Here is a 26,689-nt window from a genome sequence, read left to right as displayed (position 1 = left end):
CCATCGCTAGCGTTAGTCCATGCGCAGGATCCTCACCCTGGCGGCCCTGGTGCTGGTGGCCGTGGCGTTCAGCAGGGGCTGGCTGCAGCTCTCCAGCAGGGGCCTGCACGTGGATGGAGCCCGTTTCAGCGCCGATACCGGTGTGCCGCTGGAGGGCTCCGACGCCGACAAGTCGGACCTGCTGTTCCGCGGACTGCGCGGGAAGCCCTGAGCCCAGCCATGCGCCAGACCCTCACCAGCCTCTCCCTCCAGACCAGCGGCGAGGGATTCACCGACCTCACCGCCAGGCTCGATGCGGAGATCGGTGGCAGCGGCCTGGCCCAGGGAATCGCTGTGATTGCCGTGCAGCACACCAGCTGCTCGCTCACCGTGAACGAGAACGCCGACCCGCGGGTGCTGGCCGATCTGGGGGCTTACCTGCGGGCCCTTGTGCCCCAGCGGGGTGTGCGGCCGATCAGCGGCCAGGGCGAGCTGCGGCCCTGGCTGCACGACGACGAGGGCCCGGACGACATGCCGGCCCACATCCGCACCGCCCTGACGGCCACGAGCCTGAGCCTCTCCTTCGACAACGGCCGGCTGCTGCTCGGCACCTGGCAGGCGGTCTACCTGTGGGAGCACCGGGCCCAGCCACAGCGGCGCAGGATCAGCCTGCACCTCATCGGCGCCTAGTCCCGATTCCTAGCCTGACGGTGTTGCGGCGGCGATCGGCATGGGGGAGATGGGCAAGTCCGAAGCAGCGGTATCGCCCGCAGAGGCAGGTGTCGGCCCTGGCGAAGCCGCCGTGGAGACCCACCGGCTCGATGCCCTGGCGGCCGAGATCCGCGGCCTGCGGCACGAGATCCGGGATCTGCGCGTACTGGTGCTGCAGCTGGCCAGCGCCCCGGCCACCCCGCAGGCAGCGCCCGGATCCACCGCCACCCAGCCGGCCACCTCCCAGGCGCGGCGCCAGGCCGAACGACTGGCGGGCGAAGTGCAACGGCGCCAGGCCCTCGGCGCCGACCCCGGGCAGGACACCGAACTGGACCTGCTGATCGACCGTCTCCACGATCTAGCCCTGGACGCCCAGCCCTGAGGGCCCCGGCTCCGATCCCGATCACGCCAGTCCCTTCGCCACCCCGGCCATGGCCACCCCCCTGCTCACCCGGAACGAACTCGCCGCCCTGGCCTCCGCCCTGCCGTCCTGGCAGCTGCGCGACGGCAAGTTGCACCGCGCCCTCCAGTTCGACGACTTTGCGGCCGCCTTCGGCTTCATGGCCAGGGTGGCCCTGATCGCCGAGGGGTTGGGCCACCACCCGGAGTGGAGCAACGTCTGGAACCGGGTGGTGATCGATCTGACGACCCACGACGCCGGCGGCCTCACGGCCCTGGATCTGGAACTGGCCCGGCGGATCGACGCGGTGCTGGCCGGCCGATGATGGCGGGCGCGTTCCCCTTCGCCCCCACCCGCAGTCCATGAAGGTCCTGGTCACCGGCGGCGCCGGCTACATCGGCAGCCACGCCGTGCGCGCCCTGCAGAGGGCCGGTCACAGTCCAGTGGTTCTCGACAACCTGGTCTACGGCCACCGCGACATCGTGACCAGCCTCGACGTGCCGCTGGTGGAGGGCCAGGTGGGCGATCGGGCCCTGCTGGAAGCGGTGCTCTCCGGCCGCCATCCGGCCGCCATGGGGGAGCCGGTGGGAGCCGTGCTGCACTTCGCCGCCTATGCCTACGTGGGAGAGTCGGTGAGCGATCCGGCCAAGTACTACCGCAACAACCTCGCGGACACCCTGGTGCTGCTCGAGGCCCTGGTGGATCCGGCCCAGCACCGGCTGCGGGCCGATGGCAGCAGCGGGCCGATGCCGATCGTGTTCTCCAGCACCTGTGCCACCTACGGGGTGCCTGAGCAGGTGCCGATCACCGAAGACCACCCCCAGCGGCCGATCAATCCCTACGGCAGCAGCAAGGCGATGGTGGAACAGCTGCTAAGGGATTTCGGCGCCGCCTATGGGCTGCCCAGCGTGATCTTCCGCTATTTCAATGCCGCCGGCGCCGATCCCGATGGCGATCTCGGGGAAGATCACAACCCGGAGACCCACCTGATCCCACTGGTGCTGGATGTGATGGCGGGCCGCAGGCCCTACCTGCAGATCTTCGGCGACGACTACCCCACCCCGGATGGCACCTGCATCCGCGACTACATCCACGTGAGCGACCTGGCGGAAGCGCATGTGCTGGGACTGGGGCGACTGCTCAACCAGCCCGGCAGCCACGAACCCTTGGTCTACAACCTGGGCAACGGCACTGGCTACTCGGTGCAGCAGGTGATCGAGGCGGCCAAGGCCGTCACCGGCCATGGTCTGCTGGCCCACGTGGCCCCCCGCAGGGCTGGCGACCCGCCCCAGCTGGTGGCCGGGGCGGAGAAGGCGCGGCGGGAGCTGGGCTGGTTGCCGCGCTATCCCCAGCTGGAGGTGATCCTGGAGCACTCCTGGGCCTGGCACCGGCGGCGCCACGGGGTTGCCTGATGCCGCCCCGCTGACTCAGCCACTCAGACCAGCACCGGCAGCTTGGCCGGCTCGCTCTGCTGGAAGCGCAAGGTCTTCGCTCCGCCGGCCTCGCTGGCGACGCCCTCGGCCTCCACGGCCTGCACGTCCACCGCAATGGTGTGGCCGCCCGTGAACTGCCCGGCCAGGATCCCCTTGGCGATCGGGGTTTCCAGTTCCCGCTGGATGGCCCGCTTGAGGGGGCGGGCTCCATACACCGGGTCGTAGCCCACACCCGCCAGCCAGTCGAGGGCATCGGCGTTGAGCGCGAGGCCCAGCTTCTTCTCCTCGAGCCGCTTGGCCAGCCGCCGCACCTGCAGCTCCACGATCTGGCGCAGTTCCTCCTGCCTGAGGCTGTGGAAGATGATCGTTTCATCCAGGCGGTTGAGGAACTCAGGCCGGAAGTGACCGCGCAGGGCCTCATTCACGCGCCGCTCCATCTCGCTGTGGCGGGCAGGATCCCCGGCCAGATCGAGAATCGACTGGCTGCCGATGTTGCTGGTGAGGATCAGCACGGTGTTGGTGAAGTCCACCGTGCGGCCCTGGCCATCGGTAACGCGACCGTCGTCGAGGATCTGCAGCATCACGTTGAACACATCGGGGTGGGCCTTTTCCACCTCGTCGAACAGAATCACCGCATAGGGACGCCGGCGCACCGCTTCGGTGAGTTGGCCCCCCTCCTCGTAGCCCACATAGCCCGGAGGCGCACCGATCAGCCGGCTCACGGCGTGCTTCTCCATGTATTCGCTCATGTCGATGCGCACCATCGACTCCTCAGAATCGAACAGCTGGCTGGCCAGGGCCTTGGAGAGCTCGGTCTTGCCCACGCCGGTGGGACCGAGGAACAGGAAGCTGGCGATGGGCCGGTTGGGATCACTGAGGCCGGCGCGGGAGCGCTGGATCGCATCGGCCACGGCCGTGACAGCCTGCTCCTGGCCGATCACGCGGGTGTGCAGCTCCTCCTCGAGTTGGAGCAGTTTCTCCATCTCGCTCTGCACCAGCTTGGCCACAGGGATGCCCGTCCACTTGGCGATCACCTCGGCGATGTCATCCTCGGTGACCTCCTCACGTAGCAGGGTCTTATCGCTGCCGCTGGCATTGAGCTCCTCCTCCTTGGCGGCGAGCTTCTTGTGCAGCCCGGCCAGGGTGCCGTATTCGAGTTCGGCGGCCTTGTTGAGGTCGTAGTTGCGCTTGGCCTGCTCCACCTGCAGCTGCACCTGCTCGATCTCCTCCTTGATGGCGCCGAGCTCATCGATCGAGCCCTTCTCCTGCTGCCACTGGGCGTTGAGGGCGCTCTGCTGCTCGCTCAGATCCGCCAGCTCCTTCTCCAGGCGCTCCAGCCGATCCTTGCTGGCGGGGTCGGATTCACGGCCCAGGGAGAGCTTCTCCATCTCCAGCTGCAGGATGCGGCGATCCAGCTCGTCGATCTGCTCTGGCTTGGAGGTGATCTCCATCTTCAGCCGGGCGGCCGATTCATCCACCAGGTCGATCGCCTTATCCGGCAGGAAGCGGTCGGCGATGTAGCGGCTCGAGAGCACGGCGGCCGCCACAAGGGCGTTGTCGGCGATGCGCACACCGTGGTGCACCTCGTAGCGCTCCTTCAGGCCCCGCAGGATCGAGATGGTGTCCTCCACGGTGGGCTGATCCACAAACACCTGCTGGAAGCGGCGTTCCAGGGCCGGGTCCTTCTCGATGTGCTGGCGGTGTTCATCCAGGGTGGTGGCACCGATGCAGCGCAGTTCGCCCCTGGCCAGCATCGGTTTGAGCAGGTTGCTGGCATCCATGGCGCCGCCGCTGGCGCCGGCTCCCACCACGGTGTGGATCTCGTCGATGAACAGCACGATCTGGCCTTCGGAGGCGGTGACCTCCTTGAGCACGGCCTTGAGCCGCTCCTCGAATTCGCCGCGGTACTTGGCGCCGGCGATCAGGGCGCCCATGTCGAGCGACACGAGCTGGCGATTCTGCAGCGCCTGGGGCACATCGCCATTGACGATGCGCTGGGCCAGGCCCTCCACGATCGCGGTCTTGCCCACGCCGGGTTCACCGATCAGCACCGGGTTGTTCTTGGTGCGGCGGCTGAGGATCTGGATCGTGCGGCGGATCTCCTCGTCGCGGCCGATGACCGGATCGAGCTTGCCCTCGCGGGCCGCCTTGGTGAGATCGCGGCCGTACTTCTCCAGGGATTCGTAGGTGCCTTCGGGGTTCTGGTCGGTCACGGTCTGGCTGCCGCGCACGGCTTCGATGGCGGTCTTGAGTTTCTGGGCGTCCACGCCGGCCTGGGAGAGCAGCTGGCGGCCGCAGCGATCGTCGCCGGCCAGGGCCAGCAGCAGGTGCTCGATCGAGATGTAGCTGTCGCCGAAATCGGCCTTGGCCTTCCCGGCGGCGTCGAGCACGGCGTTGAGGCCCTTGCCCAGATACACGCTCTCGGGCGCCGTGGCCAGGCTCGGCTGGCCGGCGATGTAGGCATCGACCCGCTGGCTGAGCGTGCCCACCTCCACGCCGGCCTTCTCGAGGATGCGGCCGGCCAGGCCCTGCTGGGCCAGCAGGGCGGCGAACAGGTGCTCGCTCTCCATCTGCTGCTGGCGCTTCTGCTGGGCCAGCTGCTGGGCGGCCACGACGGCGCCCCAGGCCTTCTCGGTGAACAGGTCGGCGGTGGGATGCATGGGCTGTACCTCCTAGGCGGACTGCGCTGAAGGAACCGTATGGAGGGCGAACGCCTTCGCCCCAGAGGAGGGCCGTACCCATCGGTTCGGGCCTCACCCCCCAGGTTGGGCAGACCGAACCCGTGGGGGCAGCAAACCGATCCTTTCCTTCAAGGTGGCGGGGTGGGCATGCGGGCAGGCACGCAGGCGAAGGCAGCGGGCCACCCAGGGGATGCTCCGAGCTGGGGTGGGGGCCTGAGATGAGCTCCACCGCTGCAGCGTGGCTAAGAGCGAGGGTGAGCCTTGGCACCCCCTCCCATGACACCCCTTCCGCGTCCCTCTTCACTACGGATCCGCCGCACCGTGGTCGCTGTGGTGCTGGCAGCCCCTCTGGCTGGCAGCAGCCTGCTGTTCGCCGCGGCACCGGCCCTGGCCCGGGGCGGCGGCTTCAGCGGCGGGGGCCGGGGCTTCGGGGGGGCGAGCTGGGGCAGCGGGGCGGCCCACTGGGGCAACGGTGGGGGCTACCGCTTCAATGGCGCCGGGGATGACACCTGGCGCGGCGGCTACAACGGCGCCCACCCGCTCTATGGCCCAGATACCCGGCCGGCCATCAACGTCGACACGTTCAACCGCAACGTGAACGTCAACACCAACTTCTACAACCGCGATTTCAACGGCTGGAACAGGGGCTGGACCAACGGCGGCTACTGGGGCAGCCGGCCCTGGAGCACCGGCTGGTACAACTGGGCTCCCGCCTCGTGGGGCTGGTGGGGGGCCAGCGCAGCAGCCTGGGGTGTGGCGGGCCTGGCGACCGGTGAGGCCATCACCAGCCTGGTGAACGCGGCGGCCCTGCAGCAGTCGCCGGTGATCGTGGTGCCCCAGACCAGCTATCAGCTCAACTTCGGCTCCGTGGAATCGGTGGGAAGCGCCGGGGTGAGCTTCAGCTACTACGTGAACGGCACCCAGCTCCTGGGAGCCGCCAACTGCCGGGATGGCCTACTCAATGGGCAGGTGCCCGGCGATCCAGACCAGGCCCAGCTGCTCAACGCCGTCTGCCAGGTGGCCTACGGGGCTGGAGGCTGAGCGGCCGGGCCCTGGTTGGATGGCAGGGGGATCACCCCCCCGCCATCACGGCAGAGGCGGATCGGACAGCCATCCGGTCCGTAGATGGCATCGCCCGGCGAAAGGCAGCCGGCCCGGTTCTTGGCCGCCACCTGGCGGGGCGGGATCGGCAGGGGCTGGAACACGGCGTTCGCCGGCTTGACGATCAGCGGACAGCGACTCGCCCCGGGCCGCCAACTGCTGGCGTCGATGGCGGCGGGAGTGGAGCCGGGGATGATGCGACGGATATCGGGCAGGGCCGGGGCCAGGCCGGACGCTGGTGCTGGAGCTGGGGCCACCTCGGCAGCCGGCGCGACGCCGGCCAGGCCGAACAGCGCCGCCAGCAGGGCGAAGGGCAGGCTGGGTCCCAGGTCGTGGGCTCCGGTGGCCATGATGGGCGGCGATCGGCTGGCCCCAGTGTGCCCGCCGCTCCCGCCCCCCACCAGCAACCATGGCCCAGACCTCCGAGCAGGCGCTGATCGAACAGTTGGCGCAGGCCTCCCTGGAGTTCGATGCCACCAGCCGGGACGCCGAGCGCAACTGCTGGCTGGCGGTGCACCGCCACGTGCACGGGGTGCTGCCCAGCGAATACGACATCCGCGAGGTGCCCGAGGAGCTTTACCTGGCGGTGCTGGCCGAGCGCCGCAGCCTCGGCTGAACGGCCGGCATACCCAGCCACAGGTCGGGGATCGGCCACAGCCGGGACCGCTCCAGAAAGGCACTGGCGTGGGCCTCGCGGATGGCCTGCCCCAGGTCGCCGGGCTGCACGGCATAGCCCAGGCGCTGGGCTGCCTGCAACAGGTCCTGCCAGCTGCGGCAGTGGCTGAGGTGGTGTCGTAGCCGGGGCTGCCCCTCGGCATCCGCCACCAACCGTTCCAGTTCCGTGCGGGTCATGGCAGACCTCCGTGCGGGGCTCAGGACTACTGGCACCATGGCGGCGCCAGAGCCGCGCGACCAGGCTTGGGGAGAACCCAGACTGGGCACAAAAAAACCGCCCCAGAGGGGCGGTTGATGGGATGGGCGAGGTCGGGATCAGGCCCAGCCCTTGGCAGCCTGGGATTCGACGTAGGCGGCCACGTCGGCGATGTCGTCGGCGCTGAGCTTGCCGCCGAAGGCCGGCATGGCGTTCTTGCCGTTGGTCACCTGGGTGGTGATGGCGGCCTCATGGCCGGCGCTGTAGTTGGCCAGGTAGGCCTCGAGGGCATCCTGCTTGAGGGTGCGCTCGGCATTGACGACGTTGCCGCCACCGATGTGGCAAGCGGCGCAATTGGCGGAGAAGACCTGGGCACCGTGGGCGGCGTCAGCGGCGAAGCTGGGGGCGGCACCCAGCACCAGCGCCAGGCAAAGAGCGATGAGGGACAGAAGACGGCGCATCGGGGCTCGTGCAACCGGACCAGGCTAGAAGTTGCCCCCCACCGCAGCCCCATCCCCCGCATCGGATCGAAACAATTGCAGGGAATCGGCTCTGATGTGGAGTGGCGGACGCCAGCACGGCGGGCCCTCCAAGCAGCGGAGCGCGACTCAGACCCGGCCGCGCTCGGGCAGGCCCGCATCCTCGAAAACCGCCTCCAGCGTGGGGGCATGGCTGACCAGACCGAAGCGCTCCGGCGGACTCACCGGCTCATGCACGAAGTGGCGCTGGCGGATCGAGAAGCGATCCCAGGCGTTCACCTCAATGCGCAGCACCTTAATCAGACCCTCGATCAGCCAGCCCTGGAGATCGATGCCGAAGGGAGGGATCCAGCTTTGGCGCCAGCGGCACAGGCGCGCCACGGTGTCATTCACTGTCACCTGCGGCTGGCCCAGTACCAGCCGACGCACGGCCCCCTGGCCCGGCTCGGGGTTGGCCCGGTGCGGCTGGGTGGCCAGGTGCACGCACACCCGGGCAATATCGGCGGCGTGGATGTAATGGAAGGAGGCATCGGCTCGCAGCCACTTGGCCAGCCACAGCCAGCGGGTGGCGTCCCGCAGCCCGGCGGTGAGGTAGCTGGTGGGGTAGGGGCCGCCGCCATCGACCCGCCCCCCGAACACCAGGGTGGGGAAGACAGCCACGATCCGCTCGGCCAGGGGGTGCTGCTCCAGCTGGCGCAGGCACTGGGCCTTGGTCTGAATGTATTCGGTGCCGTAGGCCGTGGCCTCCGGCAACAGCTTCAGATCCCGGTCCAGGATGCTGGCAGTGGAGAAGTAGATCACCTGCTCCAGCACCTCCGGATCGGTAGCGGCCAGCAGCTCCTTGACGGCTACCACGTTCACCTGGCGGGCCCGCTCGGGGTCGCCCCAGGCGGTGGCGGTGTGGATCAGGCGGCTGGCGGTGGCGATCAGCTCCCGGTGGGGCGCCACGTCGCGCAGATCCCCCACCAACAGGGTGATACGGGGATCCGTGGCCGGCACCGCGGTGAGCTTGGCGGGATCCCGCAGCCACAGCAGCAGCTCGGCGTCGGTTTCGCGGAACAGCTGGGCGGCGATGTGCTGGCCCACGCAGCCGCTGGCGCCGGTGATCAGGATCCGCTGGGGCTGGCGCACCCCTCCCAGGCTGCTGGCTCCACCGGGCGCGGCTGTCAAACGGCGGCCCCCAGCAGCTCGTTCACGGCCTTACCGGCCTCGAAGAACACGCGGGCGTTCTCCTCGGGGGTACCGGGCAGGATCCCGTGGCCCAGGTTGAGGATGTGCTTGCGGCCGCGGGCCTTGCGCACGGTGTCCACGATCCGTTCGCGGATGGCTTCCGGAGTGCCAAACAGCAGGCCGGGATCCACGTTGCCCTGCACGCCCACGTGCTCGGGCAGGCGGGCGATGCCGTCAGCCATGTCCACGGTCCAGTCCAGCGACACAATGTCGACACCGGTGCGGCCCATGCGCTCCAGCACACCAGCGCTGCCGGAGATGTAGAGGATCAGGGGGGTATCGGGGTGGGTGGCCTTGACCTGGTCGATCACCCGCTTCTGGTAGGGCGCGGCGAACACGTCGTAGTCGATCGGGCTGAGCTGGCCGGCCCAGGAATCAAACAGCTGCACCACCTGGGCGCCGGAATCGATCTGATAGCGCACGTAGGTGGCGATCGAATCGGCCAGGTGACCCAGCAGCTGGTGCAGCAGCGCCGGCTCCCGGAACGCCATCTGCTTGATCACCGAGTAGGTCTTGGAGCTCTTGCCCTCCACGGCATAGGCAGCCAGGGTCCAGGGGGCGCCCACGAAGCCCAGCACCGCGGCCTCGTTGCCCACGTCCTGACGCAGGCGGCCCAGCACCTCACCCACGAACGGCAGGGCCTCGGCAGGGTCCAGGGGGCGCAGGGCATCCACCTGGGCCTGGGAGCGGATGGCGGGCTCGATGATCGGGCCGCGGCTCTCGATGATGTCGAAGTCGATCCCCATGCCCGGCAGCGGCGTGAGGATGTCGGAGAACAGGATCACGCCATCGGGCTTGAAGGCGTGGAAGGGCTGCATCGAGATCTCGTAGGAGAGATCCGGGTTCTCCGAGCGCTCGCGGAAGCCGGGGTGACGGTCGCGCAGGTCGCGGTAGACCTTCATGTAACGGCCGGCCTGGCGCATCATCCACACGGGCGGCCGCTCCACCTGCTCACCTCGGGCGGCGCGCAGCAGCAGGGGGGCGGTTCCGGTCATGGGGGAAAGCGAGGCCAGGGGCGAACTTACCCGAGCAGGCCCCGCCGGGCCGGTTGGTCCCGAGCCCAGACGGACCCTTCGTCACAGAGCCCGTGCCGAGCCAGCCGGGAGTCCGGCACTAGAGGCCGGCGGCGGCCAGCTCCTGGCTGCGCTTCTCGTCGCGGCTGAACACCAGCAGCGAGAGGGGCGGCAGGCACAGATCCAGGGACTGCTCGTAGCCGTGGATGCCCCAGTCCTCGGTGAACTTGCCGCCGAGGTTGCCCAGGTTGCTGCCGCCATAGCGCTCCGCATCGGTGTTGAACACCTCGCTGTAGAAGCCAGGCAGCGGCACACCCACCCGGTAGTGGGAGTGACTCTGGGGGGTGAAGTTGGCAACCACCACCACCCAGCGGCCGGTGGTGCTCTCGCGTCGCATGAAGCTGATCACCGAGTGGCGATTGTCGTTGCAGTCGATCCACTGGAAGCCGAACTGGTCGTGGTCGTCACCCCAGAGGGCCCGCTCCGACTTGTAAAACACATTCAGATCATCCACCAGGCGCTGCAGGCCACGGTGGGGTTCGTACTGGAGCAGGTCCCACTGCAGGTCGCCCCAGACATTCCACTCGGCCCGCTGGCCGAATTCCATCCCCATGAAGATGGTCTTCTTGCCGGGGTGGGTCCACATGTAGGCCAGCAGAGCGCGCACATTGGCGAACTTCTGCCAATCGTCGCCCGGCATCTTGTGCAGCAGGTGGCTCTTGCCGTGCACCACTTCATCGTGGCTGAGGGCCAGCATGAAGTTTTCGGTGTAGGCGTACCAGATCGAGAAGGTGACGTTGTTCTGATGGAACTGGCGGAACCAGGGATCCAGCTCGAAGTAATCGAGCATGTCGTGCATCCAGCCCATGTTCCACTTCAGGTTGAAGCCCAGGCCGCCAATGCTGGTGGGTTGGGTCACCATCGGCCAGGTGGTGGATTCCTCCGCGATCGAGAGGGCGCCGGGGAAGTGCTCGAACAGCACGTGGTTGGCCTGCTGCAGGAAGCGCACCGCCTCGGTGTTCTCGCGGCCACCCTGCTCATTGGCCAGCCACTCGCCGTCGGGGCGCAGGTAGTCGCGGTAGAGCATCGAGGCCACCGCGTCCACGCGGATGCCGTCGATGTGGAACTGCTCGAACCAGTACACCAGGTTCGCCACCAGGAAGTTGCGAACCTCATTGCGGCTGTAGTTGAAGATCAGCGTGCCCCACTCCTTGTGCTCGCCGATGCGCGGATCGGCGTGCTCGTAGAGGTGGGCGCCATCGAAGAAGGCCAGGCCGTGGGCGTCCTTGGGGAAGTGGCCCGGCACCCAGTCGAGGATCACGCCGATGCCCTCGGCATGGCAGCGGTCCACGAACGCCCGGAATTCATCGGGCGTGCCGAAGCGGCTGGTAGGGGCGTACCAGCCCGTCACCTGATAGCCCCAGGAGCCATCGAAGGGATGCTCCGAGATCGGCATCAGTTCGATGTGGGTGAAGCCCCGGGCCTTCACGTAGGGAATCAGCTTGTCGGCCAGCTCCGGATAGGTGAGCAGGCGGGCGCCGGGCTTCAGATCCGCCGCTGGCACGGGCGGCCGCGGCGTGCCGTCGGACTCGATGTAGGGCTGGTCGGCGCTGCCGTGCAGCCAGCTGCCCAGGTGCAGTTCATAGACCGCAATCGGCTGATCCAGGGGGTTGCGGCTGTCGCGGGCCGCCAGCCAGTCGGCGTCGCTCCAGGGGAAGGCACCCAGGGCTTCGACAATCGAGCCGTTGGCGGGGCGCACCTCGTGGCGGAAGCCGTAGGGGTCGGCCTTCTGGTAGCAGTGGCCAGCCTGGGTGCGCACCTCGTACTTGTAGATCTCCCCGGCGGCGAGACCGGGGATGAACAGCTCCCAGAGGCCCCCCACCCGGCTCTGCATCGGGTGATGGCGGCCATCCCAGCCGTTGAAGTTGCCGAGCAGAGAAACGCTGCGGGCGTTGGGGGCCCAGAGGCAGAACTGCACGCCGGCCACGCCGTGGTGCGTCACCGGGTGAGCGCCCATGCGGCGCCAGATGTGGTGGTGGTTGCCCTCGGCGAACAGGTGGCGATCCAGCTCGCCCATCCACTCGTCGCGGAAGGCCCAGGGGTCGTGGGCCACGTGCTCGATGCCGCCGCGCAGCACCCGCACCTGGTAGGTGCTGCCGGGGTCCTGAGCGGTCTCGGCCTCGAACAGCCAGGGGTGATGCGGGGTCTCCAGGGCGATCGTCTGGCCGGCGTGGAGCAGGTCCACCCGCTCGGCCTCCGGCATCCACACCCGCACCACCCAGCCCCCTGACTCCAGGGGCTGGTGACCCAACAGCGCGAAGGGATGGTTGTGCCGGCATTCCGCCAGGAGCTGGGCGTCGTCCACCAACCAGTCGAGCTGAGCCAGCACAGGCATTGAAAGCAGGGCGTGACTGCGAGCCTAGGCGGCTTTTCGGGGCCGGCCGTTGCGGATTTGACGGGCCGCCCCAGGCGTGATGACACCAAGTACGCAGCGGCTGCCGCGGGGGACAGCGGAGTTGAAGGTCAGCGCGCCGGCAGGGGCTTGGCCGGTGCCTCGGGGAAGTCGACGCCCACGATCTGGTTGTTGGCGTTGAGGATCACGTAGAGGTTGTCGGTGAGACGGTTGAATTCCACGTTCACCAGCACCAGCCGCGCGTCCGGGGTCCGCTCCGCTTCCACGGCCCGGCCCACCCGCACGAAGGAGCCGGTTTCCCGCTGCAGCTCCAGCCACTTGGCCTGCAGGGCCGCCGGGGGGATCTCCTTCTGGAAGTCCGGACTGAGGAAGCTCTCGGCGGTGATGAAATTGCCGGTGCTCAGGGCCCGCACGAAGTTCAGCGCCACTTCGCTGGTGGCATCGTCGGTGCGATCCACGTAGTAGCGGCTGATCTTGCCCTCGTGGTTGAGCACGATGAAGATCACGATCTTGCCGCTCGTGGTGGTGAGCTCGGCCTCCACGGTGCTGCTGCTGACGCCGCTGCGCACGCTCAGTAGCTCATAGCTGAGGATCCTGGGCTGGCTGCGGATCGTGGCGGCCACCATCGAGGGGCTGCTCATCGCCTTCAGTTCATCGGAGAACTGGGCGTAGCGGGCATTGGCATCGCGGCTCTTCACCGCCTCCAGCACGCGGCGCGCGGCGGCCCGGGCCTGCTCCACGCTCAGGGCCGGCTGGACGACACTCGCCCGGGCGGCGGTCGGGGCCTTGGCGGGGACCTGGGCCAGGGCTACCCCGCTGAGCCCTGTGGTGGCGACAGCAAGACCAAGCAGGACGGCGCGCAGGGTCACGGGCGGGGGGAGGGTCGAAGTCGGCTCAGTTTGCCCCAAGCATCGGGGTGATGCCGAGCTCCGCCTCGGCCAGCTGCAGCTCCAGGGTGATCACCCGGTGGCGGGGGCCGCTGGGGCCGGCGGGCAGGGCGCCGGTGCCCGGGTTGACGGCGATCTGGGGCCAGGCGGCGGCGCCGATCGAGAGCCGAAGCCGCTCGCCGGCCTGGAGGGTGGCCAGCAGGGGCTGGAGCGCCACCCGGCGCCGCAGCGGCCGCTGGGCGTCGGGCCCGAGCCAGCGGGCCACGCCAGTGCTGAGTTGCAGCACCGCACCCGAGGGCTTCAGCACCGAAAGGGCCACAGTCAGATCGAAGCCCGGCTGATCCGCCGCTACCACCAGCTCCAGCACCGGCCGGCCCAGGAGCTCCAGGGGTGCCGCCAGCGGCACGCCGGTGAAGCAGACCACATCGCTGCGCTGGTCCAGGTCGCCCCGCTCCACCAGGCCGGCATCGAGGCCCAGGTGGCCGCCGCGGCCCGGCAGCGGCCGCCAGGGATCGTGCACCAGCAGCACCGTGCCGGCTCCTGGGCCGGCAGCCCGGCCGGATCCAGAGCTAGGGGCCTCCAGCAGCTGGCCCTCGCCGGCGTCGATCCCCGCCAGGCCGCCGCTGGCCAGCCGCCAGTGCTGGCCACTGGCCAGGCGAGGGGAGCGGGCCAGCCAGCGCCCCGTGGTCAGGTCTGCCATCAGAGCGGGGGGCTGGCCAGCGGCCGGCGCCGGCTCCCGGTCACGCAGGTGACGATCGAAGAAGGCCAGCTGCAGCCGGTCGATCCCCCCCTGCCAGTTGAGATGGGTCCAGGGGCCGATGCGCAGCAGCTGATCGCTGCCGCCGGCCTCGGCCCGCTGCCACAGGTCCAGCACCCCATGGAGATAGGGGTCGTGCCAGCCGCCGATCTGCAGCATCGGCCGGCTCCAGAGCTCGGCAGGCGGCTGGTGGCAGCGCCAGCCCTGGGCGTCGAGGGGATCCCGCCGCAGCCAGGCCAGCCCCATGCCGCCGGGGTCATGGCGGGCCAGCAGCTCCGGGCCAGCCTCCAGGAAACTGGCGTCCCCCAGGGCCTGACGGATCGCCAGCCAGCCCGCGTCATCGCCCTGGCGCCGGCAGCCCTCGGCAGCGAGCTGCAGGGCCCAGGCCAGGCCCAGACCCCACCAGTGGGCGCCGCCATCGCTGGCCCAGTGCAGCCGCTCATCCAGACCCGCCATGGCGGGGGCGAGGGCGTCGGGGAGCTGGGCGCCATCGCGCCAGAGCAACTGGCTCAGGCCCTGATACGAGAAGCCATAACAGCCCACGCGGCCGTTGCACCAGGGCTGATCCCGCAGCCAGGCCAGGGTCCAGCTGCCATCCGCCGCCTCCTGGGCGAAGCCGCCGAAGACGCCGCCGGAGTCGCCGCGGCCGCGGACGTCCTGCACCAGCACCGCATAGCCCTGGCTGGCATACCAGTGGGGATGGGCATAGGTGACAGTGGAGGCGATCGCCCGGCCGTAGGGCTGGCGCATCACCAGGGCCGGCCAGGGGCCGCGACCTGCCGGCCGCCAGAGACGGGCCACCAGGATCACGCCATCCGGGGTCGTGAGGCTGGCGTCACTGACCTGAACCGGCTGGTCAGCCCCGGGCGCCCCGGCAATGGCGGCCACGGCTCAGCGCACCTCGGGGCAGTGCAGGCCCACCACGTAGGTGGTGAGGATCTCGGCGTCGGTCTTGTTCAGGCCCTGGCGGGAGGCCACCATCGCCACGGCCTGGGGGGAGGTGGCGGAGAGGCCCTGGGCGTTGAGGGCCTTCAGGTCGTTGCAGAGGCTGCGGGCCAGCTGCGGGTTCTGCTTGACCGAATCCAGCAAGGGCGAATTGGCACGGGCGGGCAGGGCGACCATGCCGGCGGCGGGGATGGCCAGGGCGACGGCCAGCAGGGTGCGGAGCTGCCGGGATGCTGGGCGTTGGGCTCGAGGCTGGGAGCGGGTGGAACGCACGACGGGACAGGGACAGGCCCTGGAGGGGAGGATGGACGGAGGAACGGGGAGACGGATCCGGAGGCGTGAGCTGGTGGGCGGAACTGCCGTTGAGCGGACCGGGACAAGGCCGACACTGGGTCCAGGTGGACCTGCTCAGCAGTGGCTTTGCTCAGCAATGGACTTGCTCAGCGGTGGGCCTGAGAGGGAGCGGATGGGTGGGGTGGGGAGAGGTCCGGGCCTCCGGCTCAGCCTTGGTGCCCCCATTCCAGAGTCCAAAACCAGTGGCCTCCGGGGCACGGGGGTCAGTTCGGCGAGCGACTGGGGCCGGCCTGGCCGGGGCCGGCCTGGGCCTGGCGGATCCAGCGCCGCAGCGTGGCCGGATCGACCCGGGGCGGGGCCATGCCCAGCAGCGAGCGCTGCAGACGGCCCAACTGGGTGAGCAGCTGCTGGGGCGAGGCTTCGGCCAGGCCGCGGCGGCTGGCGATGCCGGCGTAGAGGAGCAGGGCGGCCTCCTCGGGCTGGAGCCCCACCTCCACCACCAGCTGGGCCTGGCCCCGCAACTTGATCAACCGCTGCTCGGAGGCATCGCCGCCGCTGGCCAACCGACGCAGCTGGGCATCGCTCTGGCGCGCCAGGGCCGCCCAGCTGTCCAGGCCGGCTCGGGCGAGCACGGCGGCCTCGCTGCGGAAGTGGCTTGGCAGGCGCAGCGTCACTGCGGGCTCCCCGAACGGGGCAGCGCCCCTCAGGGCAGCACCGTCACGGCATCGCCACGCAGGCTGCGGGTGGCCTCCGCCAGGATCACCGGCCGCGCCAGGCCGTCGCCGGCGCTCTCGATGCGACGCAGGCGGACATGGACCAGGCCGTCGTCGCTGCTGCGGCCGCCACCACGCAGGTTACGGGCCACCTGCTCCACGGTTGGGCCATAGGCCTCGGGAGCCAGACCCTCAGGGGCGGCAGCGATCACCAGGTCGGTGCCGTTGTCGAACACCACCGGCACGGTCACGGCGCCCTCCACAGCGGTGCGGGGCGAGTAGCTGATCGCGAAGGCCAGGCAGGAGAGCGCCAGCAGGGCGGTGAAGCTGGTCACCCCCACCAGGCGGAAGCGGATCCCCCAGCGGGCCAGGAAGCCGGCCACGGTCAGGACCGCCAACACGCCGCTCGCGGCCCCGAGCCAGGTGCCAGCCGTGAACAGCAGGGGATCGGCGGGCATGGGGACTGGGCAAGTGGAGCAATCCCCTTATATTCGGGCCTCCCCAGCCGCTGACAGCTACGGGCCCATGGGGGTGCAGCCGCAGGACTCCCGCGACCCGTCCAGTCCGCCCCCGGCCACGGCCACGGCCACGGCCACGGCCACGGCCAGCCTGCCGAGACGCCTGGCGCCCCTGGCCCTGGCTGCCGGTGTTGCGGCGGTGGCCTGGTGGGGTGCCGATGGCGCCGCTGCCGCCGTCTATCGCCAGCTGAAACCCCAACTGGAGCGCCAGCTCGGGCGGGTGATGGGCCACCCGCTGGAACTTGGCCCCTACAGCGGTCTTCGCCCCTGGGGGGTCGCCGCCGGGGCCAGCCGCTTCCGGCCAGGGCCAGACAACCCCTCCTCGGCCGAGGTGGAGGCCGTGACGGTGAGCCTCGATCCCCTGGCCAGCCTGGCTCGCCAGGCCTGGATGCTGCGCCTGGAGCTCAAGGGAGCCCGCGCCGAGCTGCGCCCCAACCGTCGCGGCGCCTACTGGGAACTGGGCCCCTTCCCCCCCGGAGCCGAGCCGCCCCGCATCGGTCTGGAGATCCGGCTGCTGGATGCGGCGCGGGCGCGGCTGCAGCCCCCGGCGGTGGCGGGACTCCCCAACAGGCCCCTGCGGGCCTCCCTGCAGGGCACGACACGGCTGGAGCTGTGGAGGCGCCAGCTGCGGCTCAACGGCAGCCTGCGGCCGGCGGCCGGTGGCGTCGTGCCCTTCCAGGCTGCCCTGAACTGGCGGGATCGGCGCTGGTCCGTGGCCATGGCTCCGCGCCAGCTGCCCGTGGCGCCCCTGGTGCCCCTTCTGCCCGCAGGCGTGCAGCGGCAACTGGCGGGCCGGCTGGAGGGCCTGGCCAGCGGCCGGCTGGAGCTGGAGGATCCCGGCCTGCGACGATCCGATCGGGACCGCGGACTCCCCGTCACGGCAGGGGGTCGGGGCCGCCGCTGCCAGGGCCAGCTGCAGGTCCGCGGCGCCCGCTGGCGCTGGCCCGTGCTGCCCGGGCCCCTGGCGGCCGAGCGGCTGACCCTGCGCTGCCGCGGGCAGGCCCTGGTGCTGCTGCCCGGTGAGCTGGCCATGGGGCCCTGGAGCGGGCGGTTCCAGGGCGGCTTCCAACTGGGGGGGCGCCGGGCAGGCCGGCTTGAGTTGCAGCTGCAGGCCCAGGAGCGCCGCGTCGGTCACAGGCTCAGCGCCAGCCTGGCTGGCCCCTGGCGCCACCTGACCGGCCGCCTGCAGGGGCGGCTGCGGTTGCCAGCGATTGGGCAGGGTCCGGCGCGGCCCCTGGATCTCAGTGCCCGCCTGGACATCGATGGGCGCCCCGTTCGCCGCGGTGTACCGCCCCTGCAGCTGCGATTGCCCGAGCTGGTGCTGCGACGCGGTGATGCCCGGCTCACGGCCGGCGGCAGCGTCTGGCCGCGGCTGGCCCTGCGCTCGCGCGAGCTGCGGCTGGGCCGCGACCTTTGGCGGGACCTGCCCGCCCTCACCGGCCCCCTGGGATCCGCCCCAGTGCTGGAGGGAGAGGTGCGGGCCGATGGCAGCCTGGCCGAGCCGCGGCTGGCGCTGGCCCTGCGCCAGCGGCGCAACCCCCTGCTGGGCCATTGGAGCGCCGAGCTGGCCTGGGCCCGCCAGCTGCTGGTGTTGGAGCGGCTGACGGGCCCCGAACTGAAAGCCAGCGGCCGGCTGCCCCTGGCCTGGGGCCGCCAGGGCCTGCGGGCCGGCGAGCTGGACGTGCAACTGGCCCTGCGCCGCTACCCCCTGGCACGGCTGACGCCGCTGCTGGGCTCACGGGTACGCGGCTTCTTCGATGCCTGGGGCTCGCTGCGGGGACCGCTGTCAGCCCTGCGGCCCGATCTGGAGCTACAGGTGGAGTCCCCCGGGGCGGGCCCCCTGGCCCTGGCCGAGACCTGGCGTGGCCGGCTCAGCCCGGCCCCGGGCGGCGGCGGCGCCCTGGCGCTGGAGTCCCTGGCGCCGGCACTGCCGGGCCGGCTGACGGCCAGCATGGGCCGGAACTGGCTGCCCACCCGGGTGCAGCTGGAGCGGCAGGAGGGGCAGCTGGCCTTCAGCGGCTCGCCGCGCCGTTACCTCTGGCGGGCCCGCTCATTCCCGCTCGATGGTCTCAGCGTGGCCCTCGGCCCAAGGCAGCGGTTCCAGCCCCTCTCCGGCCTGCTGAGCGGCCAGGGCTCCCTTGACCTGCAGCCCCTGTGGATGCACGGCAGCGCCCGCGTCGAAGCGCCCCAGCTGCTCGGCATCCGCGGTCGCCAGTTCGATGCCCATGGCGAGTACCGCGGCAATCGCTTCGAGCTCACAGGCCGGTTGCAGCCCCGCGGCGATGGCCGCCACCCGGGCGGGGAGATCGGCCTGCGCCTGCGCGGCGAGCGCGGCGGCGCCCTCTGGAGCCGGCTGGAGGGCCGCCGCCTCAACGCCGACCTGATCCGGGAACTGCTGGAGGCCTGGCCCCAGTGGCGGGGCGGGCCGCCACCGCCCCGCGGCCAGGCCCGGGATCTGGGGACCCTGGCCATCGACACGCTGGGCGGCACCCTGCAGGACCAGCTCCAGGCCCTGGCTGCCGCCCAGCAGCGGCTGGCCAGCCAGGCCGCCCTGGCCCGGGAGCGCTCGCCACGGCCCCAGCTGCAGGACCTGCAGGCCCTGGTGGATGCCAACCTCACCTTCACGGGTCCCTCGCCCGATCGCCTGTACCTCGATCTACGCGCCCGCGGCCACCTCTGGCTGGAGCAGGAGGACCGGGACCAGGTCTTGGCCAGCGAACCGCTGCGGGTGCGCCTCGAAGGTCCGCTGGGCCAGGGCGGTGGTCGCTTCAGCTTCGACCACCTGCCCCTGGCGCTGCTGGCCCTGCTGACGCCAGTGCCGGAGGGGCTGCGCGGCGGCCTCTCGGCCCAGGGGCGCTACCGGCTGGGGGGCGGCAGCCCCACCCTGGAGGCGACCCTGGCCCTGCAGCAGGCCAGCCTCAACGGCCAGGGCCTCAGCCTGGAGCGGGGCGCACTGGCCCTCGACGGCGAGGCCTTGCAGGTGGACTGGTCGCTGCGCAGCGCGGGTGCCAGCAATGACGTGGAGTTCAAGGGCCGGGTGCCGCTGCAGCCGGAGGCCGAGGGGCTGGAGCTGCGCCTGGCCAGCCGCGCCGACGGCCTGCGCTTCCTGGCCAGCCTGGCGGGGCCGTCGGTGCGCTGGGAGCAGGGCAGCGCCGACCTGCAGCTGCTGGTGCGCGGCAGCCTGCGCCAGCCGATCGCCAACGGCTTCCTGCGCTTCCGTGGCGGCGTGCTGGCGGTGGCCGGCCAGACCATGCGCGATCTGGAGGCCACGGTGCTGTTCGACTTCGCCGACCTGGAGCTGCAGCAGCTCAGCGCCAGGGTGGGCGAGCGCGGCCTGCTCTCCGGCAGCGGTCAGCTGGCCCTGGTCCATCCCAACGAAGATCTGGCCCGACCCCTGACCCTGCAGCTGCGCCAGGCGCCCTTCAGCGTGCCGCGCCTACGGGCGGTGGCCGATGGCGAGGTGCGGGTGGGCGGCAGCCTGCTGCGCCCTCAGCTCGGCGGGGAACTGCGCCTCTCCAAGGGCGTGCTGAACGTGCAGCCAGGCCAGCTGGCCAAGGTGGAGGCCCCGGAGCAGCCGGTGAGCGTGCGCCAGCTGGTGGAGGAGCGCTGGGACTTCAGCCAGCCGATCGTCGTGATGGGGCCCGACATCGAGAGCGGCACCAGCCGCTCCCTGCGGGAGGCGGTGCCGAATCTGCCCTTCATCGGCCTGGACGGGCTGCGGCTGCGCCTGGGGCCGGACCTGCGGGTGGTGGTGCCCAACGTGGTGAACTTCGGCGCCGCCGGCCTGCTCACCCTCAACGGGCCACTCGATCCCTCCCTGCAGGCCCGGGGCGTGGTGCGGCTGCTCAACGGCCGCCTGGGGCTGTTCACCACCAGCTTCAGCCTCGATCCCGACGCGCCGAACGTGGCGGTCTTCACCCCATCCCTGGGGCTGATCCCCTACCTGGACATCGCCCTGCGCACCCGGGTGTCGGACAACATCGCCACGGGCCGCACCGACCGCTCCAGCATCTACGACTGGAACGTGGCGGCCCCCACCACGGCCCTGGACCAGCTGAACCTGATCCGGGTGGTGCTGACCGTGAGCGGGCCAGCCGACCGGCTGATGGAGAACATCCGCCTGCGCAGCTCCCCGCCCCTGCCGGAGGAGCGACTCGTGGCACTGATCGGCGGCAACTCCCTGGTGGGGCTGATCGGCGGCAATGCCACAGCCGCCCTGGCCACGGTGCTCGGCCAGTCGCTGCTCTCGCCGGTGGTGGGCAGCCTCAGTGAGGCCTTCGGCCAGCGCCTCAGCTTCGCCCTCTATCCCACCTACTTCGCCCCCGCCGACACGGCCAGCGGCGGCGGGCCGGGGCAGACCCGTGTGCGCCGCATCCCCTCGCAGCTGGTGCTGGGCAGCGAGATCGGCCTGGACCTCACGGAGCGCTTCAACTTCTCGGTTCTGGCCGCCCCCAACCGCAGCGACATCCCACCGCAGATGACCCTGCGCTACCAGGCCAGTGATCGGCTTGGGCTACAGGGCTCGGTCGATAGCGAGGGCCGCTGGCAGACCCAGCTGCAGCTGTTCTTCCGCTTCTGAACGGCCGCCAGCACAGCCCAAGGCGACCAACCGGGCCGCCCTACCCTGCCCGCCAGCCCCAGCCCTCGCGATGACCCAGCTGATCGGTGTCGACCTCGGCGGCACCGCCATCAAGCTCGGGCGCTTCGATCCCCAGGGCGAGCTGCTGGCGGAACTGCAGCTGGCCACCCCCCGGCCGGCCATGCCCGGCGCCGTGACCCTGGCCATCGCCGAGGCGATCTGCCAGCTCGACCCCGACGGCCTGGCACCGGTGGTGGGCATCGGTCTGCCCGGCCCCACCGATCGCCACAACCGCATCGCCCGGCTGGCCATCAACCTGGAGGGCTGGCAGGACGTGCCCCTGGCCGACTGGCTGGAGCCCCGGCTCGACCGCCGGGTGACCCTGGCCAATGACGCCAACGCCGCCCTGGTGGGCGAGGCCTGGCGCGGCGCCGCCCAGGACTGCCGTGACGCCATCCTGCTGACCCTCGGCACCGGCGTTGGCGGCGGCATCCTGCTGGGGGGCGAGCTGTTCGTGGGCCATGGCGGCGCCGCCGGTGAGCTGGGCCTGATCGGCGTGGAGCCCGATGGCGCCCCCTGCAACAGCGGCAACAGCGGCTCATTGGAGACCCGCTGCTCGATCCGCGGCCTGGCCCGGCTCAGCCCACTGGAGCCGGCCGAGCTCTGCCGGCTGGCGGAAGCGGGTGACCCCGCGGCCCTGGCGGTGTGGGCAACCTACGGGCGCTGGCTGGGGATCGGTCTGAGCTCACTGCTCTATGTGCTTACCCCGGAGGTGGTTCTGATCGGCGGGGGGCTCGGCGCCGCCAGCGCGCACTTCCTGCCGGCGGTGCGGGCCGAGCTGGAGCAACGGGTGCTGGCGGTGAGCCGCGAGGGACTGGAGCTGCGCCGCTGCGCCCTGGGCAACGGCGCCGGCCGACTCGGCGCCGCCAAGCTCGCCCTGGACCGGCTGGTGCTGGAGCCGGCGGGGAGTTGAGGCAGCTCTGCAGTCCAGCTGGGGGGGCCGGTTGGGATGATGCTCTGCAGACCCACCCCAGAGCCCGCACCCAGCCGTGAGCGTGTTCGACCAAGCGAGCGTTCCCGATCCCTCCCCCGAACTGCTGCAGCGGGCTGCGGGCGTGCGCCGGGCCGCCATGGCCCTCGGCCAGTGCAGCGACCAGCAGCGGCGCGAGGCCCTGCTGGCGATGGCCGCGGCCCTGGAGGCCCATGCCGAGGCGATCGTGGCGGCCAACCGGGCCGACCTGGAGGCTGCGGCGGCCGACGGCCTGGCCCAGGCACTCGTGGCACGGCTCAAGCTCGACCACGTCAAGCTGGCTGGCGCCATTGAGGGCGTGCGCCAGCTGGCGGCCCTGGCCGATCCCCTGGGCCAGCGCCAGCTGCACACCGAACTGGACGCCGGCTTGGTGCTGGAGCGGGTCAGCGTGCCCCTGGGCGTGGTGGGGGTGATCTTCGAGGCGCGGCCCGATGCGGTGGTGCAGATCGCCTCCCTGGCGATCCGCTCCGGCAACGGCGCCATCCTCAAGGGAGGCCGGGAGGCCGCCCGCAGCTGTGCGGCGATCCTGGCGGCGCTGCAGCAGGGCCTGAGCGGCACGGCGGTGAGCCCCGAGGCCCTGGCCCTGCTCACCTCCCGCGAGGAGAGCCTGGCCCTGCTCAAGCTCGACGGCCTGGTGGATCTGATCATCCCCCGCGGCTCCAACGCCCTGGTGCGCTTCATCCAGGACCACACCCGGATCCCGGTGCTGGGCCACGCCGATGGCATCTGCCATCTGTATGTGGACCAGGACGTGGACATTCCCCAGGCGGTGCGCATCGCCGTGGACGCCAAAACCCAGTACCCGGCCGCCTGCAACGCAATCGAGACCCTGCTGGTGCACCGCGCCGTGGCGCCGGCCTTCCTGGCCGCGGCGATCCCAGCGCTGACCGCTGCCGGCGTGGAACTGCGCGGCGATGCAGCCGCCCAGGCGCTGGGCATCGCCGGTGGAGCGACGGAGGATGACTGGCGCACGGAGTATTCCGACCTGATCCTGGCGGTGAAGGTGGTGGACGATCTGGAGGAGGCCCTGGCCCACATCGCCCGCTACGGCTCCCGCCACACCGATGCCATCGCCACCCGCGACGACGCCATAGCCGAGCGCTTCCTGCGGGCCGTGGACAGCGCCGGGGTGTATCGCAACTGCTCCACCCGCTTCGCCGACGGCTTCCGCTACGGCTTCGGGGCCGAGGTGGGCATCAGCACCCAGACCCTGCCCCCCCGCGGCCCCGTGGGCCTGGAGGGCCTGGTCACCTACCGCTACCGGCTGCGGGGCGAGGGCCACATCGCCGCCGACTACGCCAGCGGCCAGCGCCAGTTCAGCCACCGCGCCCTGCCCCTGTGACCCCTGCCGCCGCGACCGGTTCCACCGCCGAGCCCCCAGGCGATCGCATCCTGGTGCGCGACCTGGGGCTCTGGGCCCACGTGGGCGTACTGGAGCAAGAGCGGCAGCTGGGCCAGTGGTTCGAGCTCGACCTGGAGCTGGCCGTGGATCTGGCCGCCGCCGGCGCCCGCGATGAGCTGGCCCACAGCCTCGACTACAGCCTGGCCATCACCGCCCTGCAGCAGCAGGCCCGCAGCCTGCGCTGCCTGACCCTGGAGCACTTCGCCGAGCGGATCCTCAGCCTGCTGGAGGAGCTCTACGGCCCAGTGCCGATGCGGCTGGAGCTGCGCAAGTGCCGGGCGCCGGTGCCTGGATTCACGGGCACCGTGGCGGTGCGGCGCAGCCGGCATGGCCAGGGCCTGGCCTGGTGAGACCGGATCGCGAAACCCCATGAGCAGCCCAGCCCCCCACCCCCCGCTGGTGCTGGTGCACGGCCTCTGGGACTCGCCGCGGCTGTTCCGGCGGCTGGAGGAATGGCTGGGGGGGCGCCGGGATCCGCTGCTGATCCCGGACCTGCCCCACGGCCTGGGAAGCACCCCCCTGGAGGATCTGGCGGCGCGGCTGGGAGCAGAGATCGAGGCGGCCTTCGGCCCTGAGCAGGAGCTGGATCTGCTGGGCTTCTCCATGGGCGGCGTGATCGGCCGCATCTGGATCCAGCTGCTGGGCGGCCATCGCCGTACCCGCCGCTTCATCAGCGTCGGCAGCCCCCAGAACGGGACCTTCGCGGCCCAGCCCTGGCCGCGCTGGCTGCTGCCCGGCATCGCCGACATGAAGGTGGGCAGCCCGCTGATCCGGCGCCTCAACGCCGATCTCACGCCCTTGAAGGGCCTGGACTGCCGCAGCTTCTGGTGCCCAATCGACACCATCATCTTGCCTCCCTGGAAGGGAGTGCTGCCGGTGGGCACGGTGCAGGTGCTGCCGGTAGCTAACCACAAGCAGCTGATCACCCGCCCCGAGGCCCTGGGGCCGATCGGCGCCGCTCTGCTGGAGCCCTGAGCCCGAGGGGAGCGCCCTGCAGCGCCCCCCTGAATCCGTCAGCTCACACCGCCACCAGGCCGGAGTGGCGGATCAGCGCCTCGCTGGTGGGCTGACGGCCCCGGAAGGCCTCGAACACTGCCTTGGGATCCAGGCTGCCGCCCAGGCTGAGCACCGTGTCGCGGAAGCGTCGGCCGGTTTCGCGGATGCGCGGCTCGTTCTCCAGACCCACCTCCTCAAAGGCGCTGAAGGCATCGGCGCTGAGCACCTCGGCCCACTTGTAGGAGTAGTAGCCGGCCGCATAGCCGCCGGCGAAGATGTGACCGAACGAGCAGAGGAAGGCGTCCTCGTCGATCGGGGCCAGCACGGTGGTGGTGGCAGCGATCTCGCGGCGCAGCTGCTCGGGACTCTGGCCGCAGCCGGGATGCCACTGGCTGTGGAGGCGCAGGTCCACCAGGGCGAAATGCACCTGGCGCAGGGTGGCGGCGCCCCCCAGGAAGGTGCGGGCGGCCAGCAACTTGGCGAACTCCGCCTCGGGCAGGGGCTCACCGCTCTGCCAGTGGCGGGCCATGCCCAGCAGGGTGGCGCGGTCGTAGCACCAGTTCTCCAGGAACTGGCTGGGCAGCTCCACCGCATCCCACTCCACGTTGTTGATGCCCGCGGCCTGGGGCCGCTCCACGGTGGTGAGCATGTGCTGCAGGCCGTGGCCGAACTCGTGGAAGAGGGTCTCCACCTCCTCGAAGGTCATCAGACTGGGGGTGTCGCCCACCGGCGGGCTCTGGTTGCAGATCAGGTAGGCCACCGGCAGCACCGGCGTGCCGTCGGCCGCCCGGGAACGCCCGAGACACTCGTCCATCCAGGCACCGCCGCGCTTGCTGCCGGGGCGGCTGTAGGGGTCGAGGTAGAAGGCGGCGATCGGCTGGCCGGCCCGCTCGCCGGCACCGGGGCCCTCCAGCACCCGGAAGAAGCGCACGTCGGGATGCCACACCGGCGCCTCCCCATCGGCGGCCCTGATCTGGATGTCGAACAGGCGGCCGCAGAGGGCGAAGAGCCCCTCCAGCACCTGCGGCAGGGGGAAGTAGGGGCGCAGGGCCTCGCTGTCGAGTTCGAAGCTCTCCTGGCGCAGCACCTCCGCCCAGAAGCTCACGTCCCAGGGCTGCAGATCCGCGGCCTCGGGGGCGCCATGGCGGGCGGCGCAGGCCCGCAGCTGCTCCAGTTCCCGCTCAGCCACCGGCAGGGCAGCGGCCCGCAACTCCTCCAGCAGCGCCTCCACGGCAGCTTCGGAGTCCGCCATCTTGGCGGCCAAACTCACCTCGGCCCAGTTGGCGTAGCCGAGGCGCCGGGCCTGGTCACCGCGCAGGCTGAGGATCCGCTCGATCAGCGGCCAGTTGTTGAGTTCAGCGCTGGCCCCCTCCCCCTGGCCGGAGGCGCGGCCCACGTGGGCCTTGTAGAGCCGCTCGCGCAGGTCGCGGCGGCGGCTGTACTTGAGGAAGGGGATGTAGCGGGGCATGTCCAGCCCCAGGAGCCAGGGGCCCGCCTCCGCCGTGGCCTCGCCGCCATCGGCGGCCGTGAGACCGGCGCCGCGGGCCGCCTGGGCCAGCTGCTCCAGCAGGCTCGCCGGCAGACCCTCGATCTCCGCGACGCTGGTGAGGCTGAGGGTCCAGCCGTTGGTGGCATCGAGCACCTGGTTGCCGAAGCGGGTGGAGAGCTCGGCCAGCTCCTGGCTGGCGGCGTTGAAGGCGGCCTGGGCCTCGCCCTCCAGGCCCACGCCCCGCAGCTGCATCGCCCGCAGCTCGGCGGCCAGGATCCGCTGCTGGGCGCCATCGAGCAGGCCGGCGTCGCCGGGGGCGGCACTGTGGTGTTGGTGATCGAGGGTCTCCAGGGCGCGATAGAGCACCCGGCTCTGGCCCACCCGATTGCCGAAGGCCACCACCGCGGCCTGCTGGCCGGCGTGGGCCTCCCGCAGCTCGGGGCTGTTGCACACCCCGGTGAGGTGGCTCACCACGCCCCAGCTCCAGCGCAGCCGCTCCTCCAGGCGCTGCAGGGGATCCAGCACGGCCTGCCAGCTGAGCAGGCCTCCACCGGCGAGGTCCGCCTCCAGTCGCCGCTCCAGGGCGGTGAGATCCTGCTCCAGCTCGGCCAGCAGGCCGGGGATGTGGGCCCTGACCTGCTCCGGCGTGATCGCCTCAAACGGGGGCAGGCCTGCGCCGATCAGCAATGGCACGATCCCAGCGGCCGGGGCGGCTGATCCCGTGGCGCTGGTACTGGTGGGAGCGGTTGTCATCGGCGCAGGGGGCTG

The 26,689-nt window shown here is 71.2% G+C and carries 25 protein-coding genes; 12 read left to right on the top strand and 13 right to left on the bottom strand.

Annotated elements, in window-relative coordinates:
• The first annotated feature begins 19 nt into the window (after nucleotides 1–19).
• From CJZ98_RS00845 to galE, 5 genes are all read left to right on the top strand, one after another.
• Nucleotides 20–211, top strand: coding sequence for a hypothetical protein (locus CJZ98_RS00845; RefSeq protein ID WP_094587605.1), 192 nt, complete (start codon nucleotides 20–22; stop codon nucleotides 209–211).
• An 8-nt stretch (nucleotides 212–219) separates the two neighbouring features.
• Nucleotides 220–669 (top strand): secondary thiamine-phosphate synthase enzyme YjbQ, encoded by a 450-nt coding sequence (locus CJZ98_RS00840; RefSeq protein ID WP_094587604.1) that lies wholly within the window; start codon nucleotides 220–222, stop codon nucleotides 667–669.
• A gap of 112 nt (nucleotides 670–781) precedes the next feature.
• Nucleotides 782–1,072 carry a hypothetical protein gene (locus CJZ98_RS00835; RefSeq protein WP_198537402.1) on the top strand — a complete coding sequence of 97 codons (291 nt, stop codon included), beginning with the start codon at nucleotides 782–784 and terminating at the stop codon, nucleotides 1,070–1,072.
• A 49-nt stretch (nucleotides 1,073–1,121) separates the two neighbouring features.
• Nucleotides 1,122–1,415, top strand: coding sequence for a 4a-hydroxytetrahydrobiopterin dehydratase (locus CJZ98_RS00830; protein ID WP_094587602.1), 294 nt, complete (start codon nucleotides 1,122–1,124; stop codon nucleotides 1,413–1,415).
• 37 nt (nucleotides 1,416–1,452) lie between these two features.
• Nucleotides 1,453–2,502 carry a UDP-glucose 4-epimerase GalE gene (gene galE / locus CJZ98_RS00825; protein ID WP_094587601.1) on the top strand — a complete coding sequence of 350 codons (1,050 nt, stop codon included), beginning with the start codon at nucleotides 1,453–1,455 and terminating at the stop codon, nucleotides 2,500–2,502.
• A gap of 23 nt (nucleotides 2,503–2,525) precedes the next feature.
• On the opposite strand, the gene clpB is transcribed toward galE, so the two are convergent.
• The gene (clpB, locus tag CJZ98_RS00820) at nucleotides 2,526–5,183 is read right to left on the bottom strand and encodes an ATP-dependent chaperone ClpB (protein ID WP_094587600.1); all 2,658 of its coding nucleotides are present in this window, start codon (nucleotides 5,181–5,183) and stop codon (nucleotides 2,526–2,528) included.
• 297 nt (nucleotides 5,184–5,480) lie between these two features.
• Between clpB and CJZ98_RS00815 the strand changes: the two genes are divergently transcribed.
• Nucleotides 5,481–6,245 (top strand): hypothetical protein, encoded by a 765-nt coding sequence (locus CJZ98_RS00815; RefSeq protein WP_094587599.1) that lies wholly within the window; start codon nucleotides 5,481–5,483, stop codon nucleotides 6,243–6,245.
• Here CJZ98_RS00815 and CJZ98_RS00810 read toward each other — a convergent pair.
• A complete protein-coding gene (locus CJZ98_RS00810; protein WP_094587598.1) occupies nucleotides 6,227–6,655 on the bottom strand; it encodes a hypothetical protein in 429 nt (142 codons plus the stop codon). The two genes, CJZ98_RS00815 and CJZ98_RS00810, sit on opposite strands and share 19 nt — an antisense overlap.
• 59 nt (nucleotides 6,656–6,714) lie before the next feature.
• On the opposite strand from CJZ98_RS00810, the gene CJZ98_RS00805 reads away from it, so the two are divergent.
• On the top strand, nucleotides 6,715–6,921 hold the full coding sequence (locus CJZ98_RS00805; RefSeq protein WP_094587597.1) for a hypothetical protein: 207 nt from the start codon (nucleotides 6,715–6,717) through the stop codon (nucleotides 6,919–6,921).
• Here CJZ98_RS00805 and CJZ98_RS18670 read toward each other — a convergent pair.
• The 10 genes from CJZ98_RS18670 to CJZ98_RS00755 form a co-directional block, all read right to left on the bottom strand.
• Complete coding sequence (locus CJZ98_RS18670) at nucleotides 6,882–7,157, bottom strand: Nif11 family protein (protein ID WP_094587596.1); 276 nt, start codon at nucleotides 7,155–7,157, stop codon at nucleotides 6,882–6,884. The genes CJZ98_RS00805 and CJZ98_RS18670 overlap by 40 nt on opposite strands.
• A 138-nt stretch (nucleotides 7,158–7,295) precedes the next feature.
• Nucleotides 7,296–7,637: a cytochrome c6 PetJ gene (gene petJ / locus CJZ98_RS00795; protein ID WP_094587595.1), complete on the bottom strand. Its 342-nt coding sequence runs from the start codon at nucleotides 7,635–7,637 to the stop codon at nucleotides 7,296–7,298.
• A 147-nt stretch (nucleotides 7,638–7,784) separates the two neighbouring features.
• A complete protein-coding gene (locus tag CJZ98_RS00790) occupies nucleotides 7,785–8,825 on the bottom strand; it encodes an NAD-dependent epimerase/dehydratase family protein (protein WP_232756077.1) in 1,041 nt (346 codons plus the stop codon).
• A complete protein-coding gene (hemE, locus tag CJZ98_RS00785) occupies nucleotides 8,822–9,880 on the bottom strand; it encodes a uroporphyrinogen decarboxylase (RefSeq protein ID WP_094587593.1) in 1,059 nt (352 codons plus the stop codon). The genes CJZ98_RS00790 and hemE overlap by 4 nt, the downstream gene beginning before the upstream one ends.
• A gap of 118 nt (nucleotides 9,881–9,998) precedes the next feature.
• Nucleotides 9,999–12,293 (bottom strand): 1,4-alpha-glucan branching protein GlgB, encoded by a 2,295-nt coding sequence (gene glgB, locus CJZ98_RS00780; protein ID WP_094587592.1) that lies wholly within the window; start codon nucleotides 12,291–12,293, stop codon nucleotides 9,999–10,001.
• Nucleotides 12,294–12,421: 128 nt separating this feature from the next.
• A complete protein-coding gene (locus tag CJZ98_RS00775; RefSeq protein WP_094587591.1) occupies nucleotides 12,422–13,180 on the bottom strand; it encodes a DUF3887 domain-containing protein in 759 nt (252 codons plus the stop codon).
• Between the two features lie 25 nt (nucleotides 13,181–13,205).
• Nucleotides 13,206–14,843 (bottom strand): CocE/NonD family hydrolase, encoded by a 1,638-nt coding sequence (locus CJZ98_RS00770; protein WP_232756076.1) that lies wholly within the window; start codon nucleotides 14,841–14,843, stop codon nucleotides 13,206–13,208.
• A gap of 3 nt (nucleotides 14,844–14,846) precedes the next feature.
• Nucleotides 14,847–15,173 (bottom strand): hypothetical protein, encoded by a 327-nt coding sequence (locus tag CJZ98_RS00765; RefSeq protein ID WP_232756075.1) that lies wholly within the window; start codon nucleotides 15,171–15,173, stop codon nucleotides 14,847–14,849.
• 284 nt (nucleotides 15,174–15,457) lie between these two features.
• Nucleotides 15,458–15,868 carry a DUF4332 domain-containing protein gene (locus tag CJZ98_RS00760; RefSeq protein ID WP_232756074.1) on the bottom strand — a complete coding sequence of 137 codons (411 nt, stop codon included), beginning with the start codon at nucleotides 15,866–15,868 and terminating at the stop codon, nucleotides 15,458–15,460.
• 29 nt (nucleotides 15,869–15,897) lie between these two features.
• A complete protein-coding gene (locus CJZ98_RS00755) occupies nucleotides 15,898–16,365 on the bottom strand; it encodes a Ycf51 family protein (RefSeq protein ID WP_094587590.1) in 468 nt (155 codons plus the stop codon).
• A gap of 67 nt (nucleotides 16,366–16,432) precedes the next feature.
• Between CJZ98_RS00755 and CJZ98_RS19290 the strand changes: the two genes are divergently transcribed.
• The 5 genes from CJZ98_RS19290 to CJZ98_RS00730 all read left to right on the top strand — a co-directional run bounded on the left by CJZ98_RS19290 (nucleotide 16,433) and on the right by CJZ98_RS00730 (nucleotide 24,411).
• Nucleotides 16,433–21,004 (top strand): translocation/assembly module TamB domain-containing protein, encoded by a 4,572-nt coding sequence (locus CJZ98_RS19290; protein WP_094587589.1) that lies wholly within the window; start codon nucleotides 16,433–16,435, stop codon nucleotides 21,002–21,004.
• Nucleotides 21,005–21,074: 70 nt separating this feature from the next.
• A complete protein-coding gene (locus CJZ98_RS00745; RefSeq protein ID WP_094587588.1) occupies nucleotides 21,075–21,977 on the top strand; it encodes an ROK family protein in 903 nt (300 codons plus the stop codon).
• Between the two features lie 76 nt (nucleotides 21,978–22,053).
• On the top strand, nucleotides 22,054–23,376 hold the full coding sequence (locus CJZ98_RS00740; protein ID WP_269798970.1) for a glutamate-5-semialdehyde dehydrogenase: 1,323 nt from the start codon (nucleotides 22,054–22,056) through the stop codon (nucleotides 23,374–23,376).
• The gene (folB, locus tag CJZ98_RS00735) at nucleotides 23,373–23,786 is read left to right on the top strand and encodes a dihydroneopterin aldolase (RefSeq protein WP_094587587.1); all 414 of its coding nucleotides are present in this window, start codon (nucleotides 23,373–23,375) and stop codon (nucleotides 23,784–23,786) included. Before CJZ98_RS00740 ends, folB begins: the two co-directional genes overlap by 4 nt.
• Nucleotides 23,787–23,805: 19 nt before the next feature.
• A complete protein-coding gene (locus tag CJZ98_RS00730; protein ID WP_094587586.1) occupies nucleotides 23,806–24,411 on the top strand; it encodes an esterase/lipase family protein in 606 nt (201 codons plus the stop codon).
• Between the two features lie 43 nt (nucleotides 24,412–24,454).
• Here the strand turns inward: CJZ98_RS00730 and CJZ98_RS00725 are convergent, their stop codons facing one another.
• Nucleotides 24,455–26,674: a M3 family metallopeptidase gene (locus CJZ98_RS00725; RefSeq protein ID WP_094587585.1), complete on the bottom strand. Its 2,220-nt coding sequence runs from the start codon at nucleotides 26,672–26,674 to the stop codon at nucleotides 24,455–24,457.
• Between the last annotated feature and the right edge of the window lie 15 nt (nucleotides 26,675–26,689).

The organism is Vulcanococcus limneticus LL (genome assembly GCF_002252705.1).
GTDB lineage: Bacteria > Cyanobacteriota > Cyanobacteriia > PCC-6307 > Cyanobiaceae > Vulcanococcus > Vulcanococcus limneticus.
Note: the sequence above shows the minus strand (reverse complement) of the source record. Positions and strands in the feature narration are given on the sequence as shown.

Bases quoted from the DNA above. Each gene is read 5' to 3' on its own strand.
- clpB (WP_094587600.1), bottom strand. From the start codon at position 5,183: ATGCATCCCACCGCCGACCTGTTCACCGAGAAGGCCTGGGGCGCCGTC.
- CJZ98_RS00755 (WP_094587590.1), bottom strand. From the start codon at position 16,365: ATGCCCGCCGATCCCCTGCTGTTCACGGCTGGCACCTGGCTCGGGGCC.
- hemE (WP_094587593.1), bottom strand. From the start codon at position 9,880: ATGACCGGAACCGCCCCCCTGCTGCTGCGCGCCGCCCGAGGTGAGCAG.
- CJZ98_RS00730 (WP_094587586.1), top strand. From the start codon at position 23,806: ATGAGCAGCCCAGCCCCCCACCCCCCGCTGGTGCTGGTGCACGGCCTC.
- CJZ98_RS18670 (WP_094587596.1), bottom strand. From the start codon at position 7,157: ATGACCCGCACGGAACTGGAACGGTTGGTGGCGGATGCCGAGGGGCAG.
- CJZ98_RS00745 (WP_094587588.1), top strand. From the start codon at position 21,075: ATGACCCAGCTGATCGGTGTCGACCTCGGCGGCACCGCCATCAAGCTC.
- CJZ98_RS00810 (WP_094587598.1), bottom strand. From the start codon at position 6,655: ATGGCCACCGGAGCCCACGACCTGGGACCCAGCCTGCCCTTCGCCCTG.
- CJZ98_RS00815 (WP_094587599.1), top strand. From the start codon at position 5,481: ATGACACCCCTTCCGCGTCCCTCTTCACTACGGATCCGCCGCACCGTG.
- CJZ98_RS19290 (WP_094587589.1), top strand. From the start codon at position 16,433: ATGGGGGTGCAGCCGCAGGACTCCCGCGACCCGTCCAGTCCGCCCCCG.
- CJZ98_RS00830 (WP_094587602.1), top strand. From the start codon at position 1,122: ATGGCCACCCCCCTGCTCACCCGGAACGAACTCGCCGCCCTGGCCTCC.
- petJ (WP_094587595.1), bottom strand. From the start codon at position 7,637: ATGCGCCGTCTTCTGTCCCTCATCGCTCTTTGCCTGGCGCTGGTGCTG.
- CJZ98_RS00845 (WP_094587605.1), top strand. From the start codon at position 20: ATGCGCAGGATCCTCACCCTGGCGGCCCTGGTGCTGGTGGCCGTGGCG.
- glgB (WP_094587592.1), bottom strand. From the start codon at position 12,293: ATGCCTGTGCTGGCTCAGCTCGACTGGTTGGTGGACGACGCCCAGCTC.
- CJZ98_RS00725 (WP_094587585.1), bottom strand. From the start codon at position 26,674: ATGACAACCGCTCCCACCAGTACCAGCGCCACGGGATCAGCCGCCCCG.
- CJZ98_RS00805 (WP_094587597.1), top strand. From the start codon at position 6,715: ATGGCCCAGACCTCCGAGCAGGCGCTGATCGAACAGTTGGCGCAGGCC.
- CJZ98_RS00840 (WP_094587604.1), top strand. From the start codon at position 220: ATGCGCCAGACCCTCACCAGCCTCTCCCTCCAGACCAGCGGCGAGGGA.
- galE (WP_094587601.1), top strand. From the start codon at position 1,453: ATGAAGGTCCTGGTCACCGGCGGCGCCGGCTACATCGGCAGCCACGCC.